The 16,370-nt window shown below is 72.3% G+C and carries 15 protein-coding genes; 4 read left to right on the top strand and 11 right to left on the bottom strand.

What is annotated here, in order from left to right:
* The first annotated feature begins 286 nt into the window (after positions 1 to 286).
* Positions 287 to 1,513, top strand: coding sequence for a serine/threonine-protein kinase (locus ACQPXG_RS34100; RefSeq protein WP_433463246.1), 1,227 nt, complete (start codon positions 287 to 289; stop codon positions 1,511 to 1,513).
* A gap of 26 nt (positions 1,514 to 1,539) precedes the next feature.
* On the opposite strand, the gene ACQPXG_RS34105 is transcribed toward ACQPXG_RS34100, so the two are convergent.
* Complete coding sequence (locus ACQPXG_RS34105; protein ID WP_433463247.1) at positions 1,540 to 2,658, bottom strand: PP2C family protein-serine/threonine phosphatase; 1,119 nt, start codon at positions 2,656 to 2,658, stop codon at positions 1,540 to 1,542.
* A 115-nt stretch (positions 2,659 to 2,773) separates the two neighbouring features.
* Between ACQPXG_RS34105 and ACQPXG_RS34110 the strand changes: the two genes are divergently transcribed.
* Entirely contained in the window at positions 2,774 to 3,022 is a 249-nt protein-coding gene (locus ACQPXG_RS34110; RefSeq protein ID WP_433463248.1) for a hypothetical protein, read from the top strand.
* 22 nt (positions 3,023 to 3,044) lie between these two features.
* Here ACQPXG_RS34110 and ACQPXG_RS34115 read toward each other — a convergent pair whose 3' ends face one another.
* From ACQPXG_RS34115 to ACQPXG_RS34150, 8 genes are all read right to left on the bottom strand, one after another.
* Positions 3,045 to 3,521, bottom strand: coding sequence for a ribose-5-phosphate isomerase (locus tag ACQPXG_RS34115; protein WP_433463249.1), 477 nt, complete (start codon positions 3,519 to 3,521; stop codon positions 3,045 to 3,047).
* 43 nt (positions 3,522 to 3,564) lie between these two features.
* The gene (locus ACQPXG_RS34120) at positions 3,565 to 4,560 is read right to left on the bottom strand and encodes a hypothetical protein (RefSeq protein ID WP_433463250.1); all 996 of its coding nucleotides are present in this window, start codon (positions 4,558 to 4,560) and stop codon (positions 3,565 to 3,567) included.
* Positions 4,561 to 4,631: 71 nt separating this feature from the next.
* On the bottom strand, positions 4,632 to 5,576 hold the full coding sequence (locus ACQPXG_RS34125) for an ATP-binding protein (protein ID WP_433463251.1): 945 nt from the start codon (positions 5,574 to 5,576) through the stop codon (positions 4,632 to 4,634).
* 103 nt (positions 5,577 to 5,679) lie between these two features.
* On the bottom strand, positions 5,680 to 6,438 hold the full coding sequence (locus ACQPXG_RS34130) for an energy-coupling factor ABC transporter ATP-binding protein (RefSeq protein WP_433463252.1): 759 nt from the start codon (positions 6,436 to 6,438) through the stop codon (positions 5,680 to 5,682).
* On the bottom strand, positions 6,435 to 7,199 hold the full coding sequence (cbiQ, locus tag ACQPXG_RS34135; RefSeq protein ID WP_433463253.1) for a cobalt ECF transporter T component CbiQ: 765 nt from the start codon (positions 7,197 to 7,199) through the stop codon (positions 6,435 to 6,437). Before cbiQ ends, ACQPXG_RS34130 begins: the two co-directional genes overlap by 4 nt.
* Positions 7,199 to 7,555, bottom strand: coding sequence for a PDGLE domain-containing protein (locus ACQPXG_RS34140; RefSeq protein WP_433463254.1), 357 nt, complete (start codon positions 7,553 to 7,555; stop codon positions 7,199 to 7,201). Before ACQPXG_RS34140 ends, cbiQ begins: the two co-directional genes overlap by 1 nt.
* Positions 7,556 to 7,565: 10 nt before the next feature.
* Positions 7,566 to 8,279: an energy-coupling factor ABC transporter permease gene (locus ACQPXG_RS34145; RefSeq protein ID WP_433463255.1), complete on the bottom strand. Its 714-nt coding sequence runs from the start codon at positions 8,277 to 8,279 to the stop codon at positions 7,566 to 7,568.
* A gap of 123 nt (positions 8,280 to 8,402) precedes the next feature.
* Entirely contained in the window at positions 8,403 to 9,017 is a 615-nt protein-coding gene (locus ACQPXG_RS34150; protein ID WP_433463256.1) for a mycothiol-dependent nitroreductase Rv2466c family protein, read from the bottom strand.
* A 170-nt stretch (positions 9,018 to 9,187) separates the two neighbouring features.
* Here ACQPXG_RS34150 and pepN point away from each other — a divergent pair, with 170 nt between their 5' ends.
* Positions 9,188 to 11,722, top strand: a complete 2,535-nt coding sequence (pepN, locus tag ACQPXG_RS34155) for an aminopeptidase N (RefSeq protein WP_433463257.1) — start codon at positions 9,188 to 9,190, stop codon at positions 11,720 to 11,722.
* A gap of 63 nt (positions 11,723 to 11,785) precedes the next feature.
* Positions 11,786 to 12,781: a hypothetical protein gene (locus tag ACQPXG_RS34160; protein WP_433463258.1), complete on the top strand. Its 996-nt coding sequence runs from the start codon at positions 11,786 to 11,788 to the stop codon at positions 12,779 to 12,781.
* On the opposite strand, the gene malQ is transcribed toward ACQPXG_RS34160, so the two are convergent.
* Together malQ and ACQPXG_RS34170 are read right to left on the bottom strand one after the other, a co-directional pair.
* A complete protein-coding gene (gene malQ / locus ACQPXG_RS34165; RefSeq protein WP_433463259.1) occupies positions 12,762 to 14,870 on the bottom strand; it encodes a 4-alpha-glucanotransferase in 2,109 nt (702 codons plus the stop codon). The genes ACQPXG_RS34160 and malQ overlap by 20 nt on opposite strands.
* Positions 14,871 to 14,898: 28 nt before the next feature.
* The gene (locus ACQPXG_RS34170) at positions 14,899 to 16,323 is read right to left on the bottom strand and encodes an amidase (RefSeq protein WP_433463260.1); all 1,425 of its coding nucleotides are present in this window, start codon (positions 16,321 to 16,323) and stop codon (positions 14,899 to 14,901) included.
* Positions 16,324 to 16,370 lie beyond the last annotated feature (47 nt).

The following is a 16,370-nucleotide window of genomic DNA, read 5'->3' on the forward strand; positions in this document are numbered from 1 at the left end:
TCGGAAGGGGCCGGTGCCCGCGTGGACGGCGCCTCCCACCCCTGGGGAGCCGTGCACGCGGACACCGCCTTCGGTGCCGCCAGCCGCCCGCCACCCGCACGCCGAGGAGGACCGGGCGGGCCGGGCTGTGCTGCCGAACTGCTCCCACTCTGCACGCCGCCGGTGCACGGGGTGCTACATCGACGTGACGATCGCGTTTCCGCACTTCCTCCACGAACCCGCCATAATTTGCCGTCGAACGGGGATGGACGGGCAGGAGAGAAAGAAGGGGGACCAGGAACAGCGCATGGAGGCAGACATCCGGCCGCTCGAACCCGCCGACCCGCGTGAGGTCGGCGGCCACAGACTGCTCGGCCGGCTCGGGTCGGGCGGCATGGGGACGGTCTACCTCGGCGCCGACCCGGTGTCCGGCGGCCGTGTCGCGGTGAAGACGATCCATCCGCACCTGGCCGGCGACCCCTCCTACCGGCGGCGGTTCAAGGACGAGGCGTACCTCGCGAGCCGCGTCGCGTCGTTCTGCACGGCGCGGGTCCTCGCGCACGGCGAGGAGGACGGCCGCCCCTACCTCGTCACCGACTACGTCGGCGGCATCTCGCTGCACGACCGGCTCGCCGACGACGGGCCGCTGCCGCCCGCCGACCTGCACGGCGTCGCCGTCGGCGTGGCGTCGGCGCTCGCCGCGATCCACGCCGCCGGGCTCGTGCACCGCGACCTCAAGCCCGCCAACGTGATGCTCACCCTGTCCGGCTGCCGCGTCATCGACTTCGGCATCGCGCGCAGCCAGGACTCGCCGAGCATGACCGCCGCGACCGGCAAGCTCCTCGGCACCCCCGGCTGGATGGCGCCGGAAGTGCTCGTCGGCGGGCCCGCGACCCCGGCCGCCGACATCTTCGCCTGGGGATGCCTGATCGCGCACGCGGGGACAGGACGGATGCCGATCGGCGGCGACCCCGCGACGCTCCGCACCGCCGCCGGGGACCCGGACCTCTCCGGGCTGCCGGAGTCGCTGGTCCCGGCCGTCCGGTGGGCGCTGGCGAAGAACCCGGCGGAGCGCCCGACGGCGTCCGACCTGCTGCTCGCCCTCGTCGAGCAGCAGCCCCGGCCGGCCGAGGCCGCCGCGGCCCCAGCGACGCCTCAGCCCCTGGTGCCGCGCCCGTCGGCGCCGTACGCGCCGAAGCCGGACGATCGCGAGGAGACCGACACCAAGGCGTTCACGCCGCTCGGCGTGGCGGGCGCCAGGTCGTCCACGCGCACCCGGCTGCTCGCGGGCGCCGGCGCCGCGGCGGGCACCGTCCTGATCGGGGCCGTCCTCATCGGGCTCGCGCAGGGCAGGAGCCACCACCCGCCCTCCCCCGGCACGCCGGTTCCGCCCACGCCGGCGGTCTCCGCCACACCGACGAAGGGGGCGGGCGCCGTCAAGCCAGGGGCGTCCAAGCGGCCGCCGCCGAAGACGCACAAACCGAAGTACAAGGCGAAGCACGGCAAGCAGAAGGGGAAGCACAAGCGCGGCTGAGCGCGCTCAGCGGACCCCGGCCGGCGTCAGGTGCGCCAGATCAGGACGAGGGCGCAGTCGTCGTCGCGGGTCGCGGACATCGTCTCCACGAGTTCGCGCGCGCCGGTGCCGAAGCCCTGCGGGACGAGCCGCTCAGCCTCGCCGAGCAGCCGGTCGATCCCCGCGTCGAGATCGCTCCCAGGGGACTCCACCAGCCCGTCGGTGTAGAGGAGCAGCGCGTCGCCCGGCCGCAACTGCCCCCGCTCGGGGACGCAGTTCAGGTCGGGGACCACGCCGAGCACGACGCCCTTGGCGGAGCTGACCCGCCAGGCGCCGCTGCCCGCGTCGAACTGGACGGCGGGCGGATGCCCCGCCGACTCGACCGTGTACTCCCCCGACTTCAGGTCGACCTCGACGTGCACGGCCGTGACGAAACCCTCGTCCCATCGCTGACGCTGCAGGTAGGTGTTGCACGCGGGCAGGAAATGGCCCGGCTGGACCGATCCAAGAAGCCCACCGAAGGCACCCGACAGCATCAGTGCCCGCGTTCCGGCGTCGGTGCCCTTCCCGGACACGTCGACCAGCGCGACCTCCAGCGAGTCGCCGTCGGACGCCGACACCACGAAGTCGCCGCCGAACGACGACCCGCCGGCCTGCAGCATGACGACCTGCGTGTGCCAGCCGTCCGGCAGCTCGGGCATCTCGCCCTGCCGCCGCAGCCGGTCGCGCAGCTCCAGCAGCATCGAGTCGCCGCGCAGGCCCTGCACGCCGAGCTGCTGGCGGGTCCGGGCGAGGGTGAGCGCGAGCACCGCGGTGATCGTCAGCGTGGCGATCATGCCGGGACCGATCGTGGCGAAGTCCCTCCAGGCGTTGTAGGCCGCGATCGCGACCACCACGCCGAGCAGCGCGACCAGGCTCCGCACCTTCAGCAGCAGCCCGCCGCCCAGCACGATCAGCACCAGGGCGCCGGACGGGGCCAGGCCGCGCGATTCGCTGGACGTGGCCAGCCCGATCGCGATCGCGAGGAGCGCCAGTGCCCCGAAGACGTACCGCTCCCTGGTCAGCTTGCCACGCCTCAGCCACCGGTAGAGCAGCACCAGAAGCGGAATCCTGCGCAGCACGTCACGCACTCTCGGCGGAAGAAGCTGCACCAGTCGTTGAAGCATGACTCCGGCACTGTACCGACCATTGCGCCCGGCCGGTCAGTGTCTGGGGGTACCGGTGACTTATCGCGACGGTCCGATTACGCAATCTCCGGGTATGTGAGGCTTCAAGGGAGGGATGATCTCTCCGGGAGAGGAGCGGCACATGGTCCAGCCGGGCATGCGGATCACGGTGGACGCGGCGATGCGGGCCCGGGACGTGTCACGCCTGCGGCCCGAGGGCGAGGAGCCGCACCCCGCCCGGGGATCCGGAACCGGTCCGGCCGGGAACGGCGAGTCCGCGAAGCGGACCAAGGCCGCCAAGAACGAGCGGCGCCGGCTCGGCAAGCGCGGCGGCGCCCGCAAGCCGCCGGAGAACGGGCTCTAGCCCTCGCGGTCAGCCCTCGCGGTCAGCCCTCGCGCGGCAGCGGGGGCAGTTCGCCGGTGCTCTCGTAGTCGGCGAGCATCCTGATCCGGCGGGTGTGGCGCGGTTCCTTGGAGTAGGACGTCTCGATGAACAGCTCCACGAACCGGGTCGCGGTGCCGAGGTCGTGCTGCCGCGCGCCGATCGCGATGACGTTCGCGTCGTTGTGCTCGCGGGCGAGCGTGGCGGTGCCCTCGTTCCAGACCAGGGCGGCCCGGACGCCCTTGACCTTGTTGGCCGCGATCGCCTCGCCGTTGCCGGACCCGCCGATCACGATGCCGAGGGTCCCCGGCTCCGCCGCCGTCCGCCGGGCGGCCCGCAGCACGAACGGCGGGTAGTCGTCGACGGCGTCGTACTCGAACGCGCCGCAGTCGACGGCCTCATGCCCGTTCTCCTTCAGCCAGGAGACCAGGTGCTCCTTCAGCTCGAAGCCGGCATGGTCGGATCCAAGAAACACGCGCATGCGCCCGATTCTCGCAGGCCCGGGGAGTGCCCGCGCGCCGGGGTCAGCCGTCGTCGTCGTCCCGCTTGCGGTCGATGATCGTCCGGTCTGCGAGGTCGAGGTCGTCGTCATCCGGCGGGCTCTCGGGCCGGTTCTCGGGCCGGTTCTCGGGCCGGTTCTCGGGCCGGTTCTCGGGCCGGTTCTCGGGCCGGTTCTCCGGGGCTCCGCCGGAGGCGTCGTCCGGCGCGTCCTGTGGAGGCTCGTCCTCGCGCGGGGCCGGGGCGGGCTGCTCCAGCGGCGGCGCGGACGGCTGCTGCGGGACGGGCGGGGCGCCGAACTGCCCCGGCTGCCCCGGTTGCTGCGGGACGGGCGCGGCGCCCCAGCCGGGCTGCTGCGGCTGCCCCTGCGGCGGGACGTACGGGACCGCCGACGGGTGCGGCGGCTGCATGGGCTGCGGGTAGGGCTGCTGCTGCATCGGCATGCCCGGCTGCGGCGCGTAGGGCTGCGGCGGACCGTAGGGCTGCAGGGGCCGCTGGCCGCCCTCGCGGGGACGGGTGAGGAAGAACCCGGCCAGGGCGCCGAGCCCGGCGAGCCAGCCGAACGCCAGGCCGAAGGACGCCCCCTGGCCGATCGTGGAGAAGATCATCCGGCCGAATTCGTTGTGCAGCTCGTACGCCCAGTTCGCCATCGGGCCGGCCACGAGCCCGGACGCGCCGCCCGCCACGACCGTGGCCCACCAGCCGATGATCACCGCGCCGAACGGGGAGCGGCCCGGGTCGGCCAGCCGAGCCCCGGCAAGCACGAGCAGGATCAGCATGCCGAAGAAGATCAGCAGGCTGAAGTCGGCCGTCACCACCTGGCGCCAGTCCAGCCCGTCGCCCGGCGTGAACCGCCAGCCGAGCAGGAGCATCCAGGACACCAGCGGGCCGATGCCCTCGTCGAACTCGAAGTCGCTCCGGGTGATCGCGTCGACGACCCATTGGTTGCCGAAGACCAGGGAGAGGAGTGCCAGGGGAGCCAACGCGCCGCCCGTCATCGCGAGCATCCGCCGCATCGTCATGGCGGGCAGGGTAGTGCCGATTCGTCTCCGCCGGTAGGCCCCGGACTACCCGGCGTAGCGTCGCGCGGACGTCACGGTGCGGACACGGGGAAGCGGAAGCCGGGGTCGACCTGCGCTTCGAGGTCCTCCCCCGCCGCTCGGCTCGCCCAGCTCCGCGCGTTCTTCACATGGAACTCGACGGCCTGCCGCTGGAACCTGTCCCAGTCCTTGACGCACCCGTCCACCTCGGCGCGCATGCGGTCGAGGGCGGCGACGTTCCCGTCCTCCAGCACGACACCGTGCCGGCCCTGCTCCAGCGCCCGCACGGCGGCGGACTGGCCGAGCCATGTCAGCAGGTCGGCGCCGACGTGCTCGCGCAGGTAGGCGACGTCCTCCTCGGACTGAACCTTGTTGCCGACGACGCGGATGGCGACGTCGTAGTCGCGGGCGTAGTCGGTGTACTGCCGGTAGACGCCGACGCCCTTGCGGGTGGGCTCGGCGACCAGGAACATCAGGTCGAACCGGGTGAACAGCCCGGACGCGAACGTGTCGGCGCCGGCGGTCATGTCGACCACGACGTACTCGCCGGGCCGGTCCACGAGGTGGTTGAGGTAGAGCTCGACCGCGCCGGTCTTGGAGTGGTAGCAGGCGACGCCGAGATCGTCGTCGTTGAACGGACCGGTGGCGAGCAGCGTGACACCGTCCACCTCTTGGCCCGCCTCGTGGAAGGGGTCGTCGCCGCGGAACCGCAGCAGCCGCGACCCTGCGCCGGGCGGGGTGGTCTTGGCCATCGCGGACGCCGAGGAGATCCGGGGGTTGTCGCCGCGCAGGTGCTCCTTGAGCTCGGTGAGCCGGTCGCCGAGCGCGGGGATCTTGGCGGCGCGGGCCTCGTCCAGCCCGAGCGCCACGCCGAGGTGCTGGTTGATGTCGGCGTCGATGGCCACCACCGGCAGCCCTCGCCCGGCCAGATGCCGGACGAACATTGACGACAGGGTGGTCTTGCCGCTGCCGCCCTTGCCGACGAACGCAACCTTCACGAATGCCTCATTTCGGATATGAAAACCGTTACCAGTGTCGAGACATCGAAGTCTTGCGAAGGACGAACGGCGAGGCAAGCGGAACGGCCGAAGAGCCGGTGATTCAGCCGCGCAGGGACGCGCCGGCCGGGTCGAAGCCGAACGGGAGCTCCAGCCGGTGCGCGGCGAGCAGATCGGCGTCGGTGAGCAGGTCCCGGGTGGGCCGGTCGGCGGTGATCACGCCCCCGGAGAGGATCACCGACCGCGGGCACAGCTCGGCCGCGTACGGGAGGTCGTGGGTGACCATCAGGACCGTCACGTCCAGGCTCAGCAGGATCTCGGCCAGTTCCCGCCGGCTCGCCGGGTCCAGGTTGGAGGACGGCTCGTCCAGCACGAGGATCTCCGGCTCCATCGCCAGGACGGTCGCGACGGCGACGCGGCGCCGCTGACCGAAGCTGAGGTGCTGCGGCGGCCGGTCGGCGACGTCCAGCATGCCGACGCGGGTCAGCGCGTCCCGGACCCGGCGGTCCAGCTCGGCGCCGCGCATCCCGAGGTTGGCGGGACCGAAGGCCACGTCCTCGCGGACGGTCGGCATGAACAGCTGGTCGTCGGGGTCCTGGAAGACGATGCCGACGCGCCGGCGGATCTCCCGCAGCGCCTTCTTGTCCTTCGGGTCGACCGCGAGGCCGCCGACGCGGACCTCGCCAAGCCCGCCGTGCAGGATGCCGTTCAGATGCAGGACGAGCGTGGTCTTCCCGGCGCCGTTCGGCCCGAGCAGCGCGACACGCTCGCCGCGTCCGATCGTCAGGTCGACGCCAAAGAGCGCCTGTGTGCCGTCAGGGTAGGCGTAGGCGAGGCCCTGCACTTCCAAGGACGGGGTCATGGCGCCATCCAAGCAGCAAGCGTGACAAGGGCGGCGGCCAAGGGGAGCGTGGCCGCTGCCGTCCACTGCACGGCCGTCGCGCCCACATCGTGAATGACGGGCATGCGGCCGTCATAGCCACGGCTCACCATGGCCAGGTGAACGCGCTCCCCCCGCTCGTAGGAGCGGAGGAACAGCGCACCGACGGACTTGGCGAGCACCCCGGTCGCGCGAATGTCGCGCGCCTCGAAACCGCGGGACGCCCGCGCCACCTTCATCCGCCCGAGTTCGGCCGTGACGACGTCGCCGTACCGCAGCATGAACGTGGCGATCTGCGTGATGAGCTGCGGCATCCGCAGCCGCTCGATGCCGAGCAGCAGCAGCCGCGGCTCGGTGGTCGCGGCCAGCAGGATCGACGCGACCACGCCGAGAGTGCCCTTGGCGAGGACGTTCCAGGCGCCCCACAGCCCGCTCTCGCTCAGCCGCAGCCCGAGCACCGTGATCCGCTCCCCGTTCGCGACGAACGGCATGAGGAACGCGAACGCGACGAAGGGCACCTCGATGACGATCCGCCGCGCGACCGTCCCGAACGGGACCCGGGAGACCGCCGTGACGGCCGCGAGCAGCAGCGCGTACGCGCCGAAGGCCCAGATCCGCTCGCGCGGAGTGGCCACCACCAGCAGCACGAACGCGAGGACGGCGACGAGCTTGCACTGCGGCGGCAGCCGGTGCACCCGCGAGGCGCCCGGCACGTAGAGCCGGTGCGCGTGGCCCGCGCCCATCAGCCCTTCCGGGACGTCTCGGACGGCACCTTCTCGTCCTGCTCCGTGGCCGTGTCCGCGCCGGCGGAGCCGCGCCGCCGGACACCCCAGAACAGTCCCCCGCCCACGAGCAGGACGACGCCGACGCCGATCACGCCGGACAGCCCGCCGGACAGCCGCGCGTCGCCGACGCCCTTGACGCCGTAGTCGCCGAGCGGGGAGTCCTTGAACGAGTGATCCTTCTCCTTGGCGCTGATGCCCTTGTCCGCGGCGACCTTCTCCAGGCCGTCCGGGTCACTGCTGGCGTAGTAGCTGACGATCCCGGCGAGGACGAGCGAGACGAGCAGGAATCCGACGAAGAACCGCTTGGTGGTCATGGGTGCCTCCTCAGGCCCGGGACGGTGCGGCCGGGCCGTCCGCCTTCTGCTCGGCGGTACGCAGTTCCAGCGGCTTCAGCAGCCCGCGCGCCCCGTACACGAGGTCGGGGCGGACGGCGAGCACGCTGGACACGGTCACGGCGGTGATCAGCGCCTCGCCGATCCCGATCAGCACGTGCACGCCGATCATCGCGGTGGCGACCTTGCCGATCGAGACGTCCGTCGTCCCGCCGATCGCGTAGATCAGCGTGAACATGACGGCGGCGGCGGGCACCGAGACGACGGCCGCCACGAACGACGCCGCGGACACGGACGCGCGCGTCTTGGGCAGCACCCGCAGCAGCAGGCGGAACAGCCCGTACCCGACGACGACCGTGACCAGCGCCATGTTCGTGATGTTGACGCCGAGCGCGGTCAGCCCGCCGTCCGCGAACAGGAGGGCCTGCATGAGCAGGACGACCGATACGCACAGCACGCCCGTGTACGGGCCGACGAGGATCGCGGCGAGCGTCCCGCCGAGCAGGTGCCCGCTCGTCCCGGACGCGACCGGGAAGTTGAGCATCTGCGCGGCGAACACGAACGCCGCGGTCAGCCCGGCCAGCGGCGCGGTGCGGTCGTCCAGCTCCCGCCGGGCGCCCCGCAGCGCGAGCCCGACGCCGGCCACCGCGACCGCGCCGGCCGCGACCGACACCGGCGCATCGATGAATCCGTCCGGTACGTGCACGACTGAACCACCCCTACCTGTTTGCAGCTGGCAGGACTAGTTTGTCGGCACACACCTGGTTGTTGCAACGTGCTCGCAATAGCAATCCATATGTGGCTCGCGAGCAAGCACGCGGTGCTGGGTCTAGTCGAAGATGGGGTCCCTCGTCCGGGTGCGCTTGAGCTCGAAGAATCCGTCCGTGCCGGCGACGGCGAGGACGCCGTCGAAGAGCTTGACGGCGGCTTCGCCGCGCGGGATCGGGGTGACGACGGGGCCGAAGAAGGCGTGGCCCTCGACCTCGATGACCGGGGTGCCGACCTCCTGGCCGACGCGGTCGATGCCGTCCTTGTGGGAGGCGCGCAGGGCATCGTCGTACTCGGCCGACTCGGCGGCGCTCGCGAGCGCGGGGTCGAGGCCCGCGGCGGTCAGCGACGCCTCAAGGAGCTCCCGGTCGAACTTCTGCTTGTCGTGGTGGCGGCGCGTGCCCAGTTCGGTGTAGAGGCGTCCGAGCACCTCGGGCCCGTACTTCTGCTCGGCGGCGATGCACACGCGGACGGGGCCCCAGGCGTCGGCGAGCATTCGCCGGTAACCCTCCGGGATGTCCTTGTCCTCGTTGAGCACGGCCAGGCTCATGACATGCCAGCGCACGTCGATCGGGCGGAGCTTCTCGACTTCCAGGATCCAGCGCGAGGTGATCCACGCCCAGGGGCACAGCGGATCGAACCAGAAGTCCACGGAGGTTGAAGCGTCCTTAGCCAACGTCGCCTCCTAGAGCGGGGAAAACGGGGTCCTTGAATCGACAACCGGAGCATGACCGTCCCGATTCCCGGCGGCGCGAGGTATCCCAAGGCCGTGCCGGGACGGGCCGGATCGGCCTCCGGTTGGTAGACATGAGGGCACCAAGCGATTAACCCGACCAAGGAGTTCATGTGGCAGGCAACCTCACGCGCGACGAGGCGCGGGAACGGGCCCGGCTGCTCACCGTCGAGTCGTACGCGGTCGACCTGGACCTCACGACCGGTGCGGAGCGGTTCGGCTCCACCACCGTGGTCAGGTTCGGTAGCGCCGAGACCGGCGCGTCCACCTTCATCGACCTGCACGGCGCCGTCGTGCGGGAGGTGACGCTGAACGGTAAGGCCCTGGATCCGTCGTCGTACGACGCCGAGAAGGGCCGGATCCCGCTGCCCGAGCTGGCCGCCGACAACGAGCTCCGGGTCGTGGCCGACTGCGAGTACTCCCGGTCGGGTGAGGGCCTGCACCGGTTCGTGGACCCGGTCGACGAGAGCGTGTACCTGTACTCGCAGTTCGAGACGGCCGACGCCCACCGGATGTACACCTGCTTCGACCAGCCCGACCTGAAGGCCACCTTCGAGCTGACGGTCGAGGCGCCGGAGAACTGGGAGGTCGTCACCAACGAGCTCCCCGAGACCGCGGAGGGCGGCACCTGGCACTTCCTGCCGACACCGGAGATCTCCACGTACATCACCGCGCTCGTCGCCGGGCCGTACCACGTCGTCCGGGACGAGCACCGCCGCGACGACGGCACCGTCATCCCGCTCGGCGTCTACTGCCGGGCGTCGCTGGCCGAGCACCTCGACGCCCCCGCGATCGTGGACGTGACCGGCCAGGGCTTCGCCTACTTCGAGAAGGTCTTCGGCCGCCCGTACCCGTTCTCCAAGTACGACCAGCTGTTCGTCCCCGAGTTCAACGCGGGCGCGATGGAGAACGCGGGCTGCGTGACGTTCCTGGAGGACTACGTCTTCCGGTCCCGGGTCACCGACGCGGCCTACGAGCGGCGCGCCGAGACGATCCTGCACGAGATGGCGCACATGTGGTTCGGCGACCTCGTCACCATGCGCTGGTGGGACGACCTCTGGCTGAACGAGTCGTTCGCCACGTACATGAGCGTGCTGTGCCAGGCGGAGGCCACCAAGTGGAAGGGCTCGTGGACGACGTTCGCGAACCTGGAGAAGGCGTGGGCGTACCGGCAGGACCAGCTGCCGTCCACGCACCCGATCTCCGCCGACATCCCCGACATCCGCGCGGTCGAGGTGAACTTCGACGGGATCACCTACGCCAAGGGCGCGTCCGTCCTGAAGCAGCTCGTGGCCTATGTCGGCCTCGACAACTTCCTGGAAGGGGTCCGGCGCTACTTCGACCGGCACGCGTGGGGCAACACCGTCCTCACCGACCTGCTGGGAGCGCTGGAGGAGACGTCCGGACGGGATCTGGCGTCATGGTCGAAGGAGTGGCTGGAGACCGCGGGCGTCAACACGATGCGGCCGGAGTACGAGGTGGACGCCGACGGCGCCTTCTCGTCGTTCGCCGTCTTGCAGGAGGCCAAGGCCGACTACCCGACGCTGCGTTCGCACCGTCTCGCCATCGGCCTGTACGACCGGACGGCGGATGGGCTCGTCCGGCGTGATCGGGTCGAACTGGACGTGGTCGGCGCCCGCACCGAGGTCCCGCAGCTCGTCGGCAAGAAGCGCCCCGACCTGGTGCTGATCAACGACGACGACCTCACGTACGCCAAGATCCGGCTGGACGAGCACTCGCTGAAGACGCTCATCGAGCACATCGGCGACGTCAAGGAGAGCCTGTCGCGAGCCCTGTGCTGGTCGGCGGCCTGGGACATGACGCGCGACGCGGAGATGGCGACGCGCGACTACGTCCGGCTCGTGGCGAAGGGCATCCGCGGCGTCACCGACATCTCGGTCACGCAGACGCTGCTGCGGCAGGCGCGGACGGCCGTCCAGCAGTACGCGGACCCGGCCTGGCGCAAGGAGGGCCTGGCGCTGCTGGCGGACACCCTGTCCGACCTGGCCCGCGAGGCCGAGCCCGGCTCCGACCTCCAGCTCGCCTACACGCAGGCGTTCACCGCGTCGGCCGTCAGCGACGCGCACCTGGCGTTCGTCCAGGGCCTGCTGGACGGCTCCCAGGTCCTCGACGGCCTCACGGTCGACACCGACCTGCGCTGGTCGCTGCTGCGCCGCCTCGTCATCACCGGCAAGGCGGGCGAGGCCGAGATCGACGCCGAGCACGAGCGGGACAAGACCGCGGCCGGCGAGCGGCACGCCGCGGCCTGCAAGGCGGCGATCCCGACCGCCGAGGCGAAGGCGGGCGCGTGGGAGCGGATCGTGGCGGGCGATCTGCCGAACGCCGTCTACCGGGCGACGTTCAGCGGCTTCGTGGAGCCCGACCAGGCCGACCTCCTCGTCCCCTACGTGGACCGGTACTTCGCCGAGGTCGGGCGCGTCTGGAAGGAGTGGAGCAGCGACATGTCCCAGACGTTCGCCGAGGTCGCCTACCCCTTCCTGGTGATCGAGCAGTCCACGATCGACCGCACCGAGGCCTACATCGCCGACGAGAAGCCGCCCGCGGCGCTCACCCGCCTGCTGTCGGAGGGACGCGACGGCGTCGCCCGGGCCCTGCGCGCCCGCGCGAAGGACGCCGCCTCGTCCTGACCAGCTGTCCTTGACCCCCGTGACCGTGCGATCGTTGCATGGTCACGGGGAGAGGACGGCGACGTGGAGACGGCTCGGGACGTTCTGACGGCACTGGCGCGGCGCTACGCGTTCGGCGACCTGGAGGCCCTGATCACGGAGGGCACCCTGGCCGCGGACGGAAGTTCCAGCGCCGTCGCGGCGCTCTGCGCGTTCGGGCAGCGCGTCCTCGACCTGGACGCCGAGGACTTCGGCATGCCCGAGGACGTCGGCGAGGTCCCGCAGGACCTCCTCGACCGGGCCCGCGCCAGCCGGATGCCGCAGGCTCCGCGGGAGCGTCCCCGCGGAGCGCTCGCCAGCCTGCGGCCCGCCTACGCCCTGCTGCTGGAGGTCATCGCGATCCGCTGGCACCGCCGCGACATGGCCGCGCTCGTCGCCGCCGTCCACATCGCCGGCGAGTACCTGCCGATGCTGGCCTGGGAACCGGTCCTCGGCCACGCGGGCGACCCGGCGCTGATCGGCGCGGCCGTGGACGGCGAGGGCAGCCGCTTCGGCGTCCCCGTGGAGCCCGGCTCACCCCGCATGTGCGACCACACCCGGCCGGAACGGTCCGCATGCGAGCGGACCCTGCGCGTCGCCAAGGAGCCGCCGCCCGGCTGGCGGGCCTACCTCGACCGCCAGCACAGCCAGGTCGCGTCCGCCCTCGGCGTCTGCGCCGCCCGCTGCCGCACCCCGTGCACGGTGGTGACCCGCCTGGACGACCTCGTCCGCGCCGGCCTCGCCGAACGCTGCAGGCTCGCCTCCGACTTCACCGACGGCGCCCTCGTGAAGCTCCGGCACGCCGCCCCGGTCGGCCACGGGTTCGGCGTCCCGTCCCCGGAGGAGGTGCAGACGGCGTGGGCGCGCTCCCGCAGGTCGCTCTCCCACCACCCGCTGGGCAAGGCGGCGCTGGCGGACGCGGACGACTCCTATCCGCTCCCGGGCCTTCCCGCCCTCTTCTCCGCGATCGCCACCGCCGATCTGCACCCCGACACGCTCCTCCACGACGTCACGAAGCGCATCATGTCGACTCTCGCGTGAAGAGGGTGAGCGCGTCCCGCGTCTTGAGGTCGTCCAGGAGGACGGGCCGGCCCTCCGCGTCCGCCAGCGGGACGCGCCAGTTCGGGTACTCGTCGGTGGTGCCCGGCTGGTTCTGGGTGCGCCGTTCGCCCACGGCGTCGGCCAGCGAGATGCCGATCAGGCGGGCCGGGGTGCGGGTCAGGAAGTCCTGCAGTGCGGTCACGATCCGCTCGTCGTAGGCGGTGGAGCCGTCCGCCAGGGCCTGCATGATCTCGGCGGGCGGGGCGGAGAGCAGGTTCTCGCTGTGCAGGACGGTCAGCCAGTCGTTCAGCTGGCGGCGGTGATCGTCCTCCTCCTCGGCCCGGGAACGGGTCAGCAGGCCGAGCCGGTCGCGGAGGTCGATGTGGTCGCCGTGCACGAACCCGGTGATCGGCGGCATGTCGTGGGTGCCGACCGTCGCCAGGGAGAGCTCCCGCCATCGCCCCGGAGGCTTCGGACGACCCTGGTCGCCGCGCTCGAACCAGAGGAGGGACGTACCGAGGACGCCGCGGTCGGCCAGCGCCTCCCGCACCTCCGGCTCGACGGTGCCGAGGTCCTCGCCCACGACCGCGGCGCCGAAGCGCTCGGCCTCCCAGGTCAGGCAGCCGAGCAGGGCGTCCCGGTCATAGCGGACGTAGGTGCCGTCGGCGGGGGACGCGCCCTCGGGCACCCACCAGAGGCGCGACACCTGCATGGCGTGGTCCAGGCGGATCCCGCCGGCGTGCCGCAGCGCGGCGGCCGCCATCTCGCGGAACGGCCGGTAGCCGGCGAGGGCGAGCGCGTCCGGCCGCCACGGCTGCTGGCCCCAGTCCTGGCCGCGCTGGTTGAACTCGTCCGGGGGCGCCCCGACGCTCATCCCGGGCGCGTAGAGATCGCGGTACATCCAGGCGTCGGCGCTGCCGTGCGGCACCCCGACCGCCAGGTCGTGGACGATCCCGACCGGCATCCCGGCGTCCCGGGCCGCCCGCTGCGCCGCCGCGAGCTGGCCGTCCAGGCGCCACTGGAGCCACGCGTGAAAGTCCGCCCGGCGGTCGTACTCGCGGGCCTCCACCACACCGCGGTCGCGGGCGTTCCGCAGGCGGGACGGCCAGCGCCGCCAGTCCGCGGTGCCCTGCTCCTCGCTGATGGCGCACCACGTGGCGAAGCTTCCGAGCGCCGGCTGTTCGCGCCGGCGGAACGCCTCGAACTCCGGGTCGCGCTCCCGCCGGAGGCGGTACATGGTCTCCAGGGCCTCCAGCTTGGCGGCCCACACCGCGTCCCTGTCCAGCAGCCCTTCCCGGGCGCGCAGCTCGGCCGCCAGGGACGCGAACCGCGCCCTGTCCCCGGCGGGGAGGTCCGCGTACTCCGGCACGTCCTCGATCCGCAGATGGATCGGTGAGGGGAAGCGGCGGCTCATCGGCGAGTACGGGGACGGCCCGATCGGCGGGACGGGCTCCGTCGCGTGCAGCGGGTTGACCAGGACGAAGCCGGCGCCGAGCTCCCGGCCGCTCCAGCTCGCGAGGTCCGCGAGGTCGCGCAGGTCGCCGAGTCCCCAGGACGCGCCGGACCGGACCGAGTACAGCTGCGCCGTGAACCCCCATGTGCCGGGTGGCGGCCGCAACGAAGACGGCGCGACCAGCAGCATCGTGTACTGCCACCGGGCCTCGCTCCGCACGCGGAGGTGATGCCAGCCCGGCGGCACGTCCGGGTCGTCCGCCAGCGGCTCGAACGGCCGCTCGGACGGGGCGTCGTGAGCCTGCGGAGGGGCGAGGACCTCGTCCACGCCGAGCTTGATCTCCACCTCGCCGGCCTCGTCCGGCTCCAGATGCCGCCGGAGCGCCGCGACGATCCGGCCGGCCGTCCCGCCGTGCGCCCGGCGGACCACGATGTTCGGCGGAAGCCCGCGCGCCCGTTCACGCCGGCGGTCCAGCTCCGCCCGGACGGCGGCCGGGGTCGAGGCGTCCACCCCGAGCGCGGCCAGGACGGCGACGAGCGTGCCGGGCGAGACCGCGGTCTCCTGTCCGCGCCAGTCCACGTACCGCGTCGCGACCCCGTGCTGCCCGGCCAGCCTGATCAGTTCGTCGTCACCCACGCCTGCACCATGCCCGGTGCGGCGGTGCTCACGCCGTCCAGATCGCGGGCTTGCGGCCGATCCAGGGGCGGGCCTCTTCGAGCTGTGCGGACAGCGAGATCAGGGTGCCCTCGCCGCCGAGACGTCCGGCGAGCATGACCCCGATGGGCAGCCCCTCGTCGTTCCAGTGCAGCGGGACGTTCACGGCCGGCTGCCCGGTGATGTTGTACATCGCGCAGAACGGGGTGAACTGCGCCTGGCGCCGGAAGTTCTCCGCGGGCTCCTGGTCGTGGAAGTACCCGACCGGGACGGGCGGCATGGCCAGCGTCGGGGTCAGGATCGCGTCGAACTCGTCCATCACGGGGAACGCCGCGCGCAGCGCCCCCTGCAGCGCGGCGTGCGCCTGGAACAGCTCCGGCGCCGTTGTCCGGTCGCCGTACTCCCGCAGGTGCCGGGTCAATGGCTGAAGGAGGTGCTCGCTCTCCTCCGGGACGGGCGTCATCGTCGCCATCACGCCCCAGAGCGTCGCGAAGTGCGGGAGGAGATCCGAGCCGAGCACCTGCGGAAGCTCCACTATCTCGTGGCCCAGTTCCTCAAGGAGCGCCGAAGCGTCCTCGTAGGCGGCGACACAGTCGGGGTGGACTTCGGCGTCCGGCACGGGTGGCTGAAGGCTCCGCGCGATCCGCAGCCTGCCGGGCGAGCGGCCGGCGTGGGCGAGGAAAGGCTCGTCGGCCTGCGGCGCCCTGTACAGGTCGCCCGGCATGGGGCCCGACATGACGTCCAGGAGGAGGGCGGCGTCGCGGACGGTACGCGCGATCGGCCCGTTCGTGGAGAGCCCGAACAGGTCGGGGATGATCGGCCCCTGCGAGATCCGGCCCCGGGTCGGCTTGATCCCGAAGAGCCCGCAGACGCTGCTCGGGATACGGATCGAACCTCCGCCGTCGCTGCCCTGCGCCACCGGCGCCAGCCCGGACGCGACCGCCGCCGCGGCGCCGCCGCTGGAGCCGCCCGCCGAGCGGGACGGGTCCCAGGGCGTCCGGGCGGGAGGCGACACGGCGCCCTCGGTGTAGCAGGGCAGCCCGAACTCCGGCGTCGTCGTCTTGCCGAGGAGCACCGACCCGGCCTGCGCCAGCTTGGACACCACGTGGTCGTCCGCGAACCCGGTCAGCCCGGAGAAGACGGCCGAGCCGAAGGTCATCCGGACGCCGTTCACCATGTTCAGGTCCTTGATCGGGACCGGGACGCCGTGCAGCGGGGGCAGCTCCGCCGGGTCGGCCGCGTCCGTCACCGCCTTCTCGGCGCGGCGCGCCTCCTCGCGGGCGCGCTCGGAGGTGACCGTCACGTAGGCGCCGACCTGCTCGTTCAGCCGTTCGATGCGGGCCAGGTAATGGTCGGCGAGCTCGACCGGGGATACTTCCCTGGTGCGGACGGCCGCGGCCATCCGGGTGGCGCTGAGGTCATGGGTTTGTGTCACAAACCGGAACGCTAGACGCCGTGTGCGCGGGCATCAAAGAGGGCAGA

Source organism: Spirillospora sp. CA-128828, assembly GCF_050945415.1.
Lineage (GTDB): Bacteria > Actinomycetota > Actinomycetes > Streptosporangiales > Streptosporangiaceae > Spirillospora.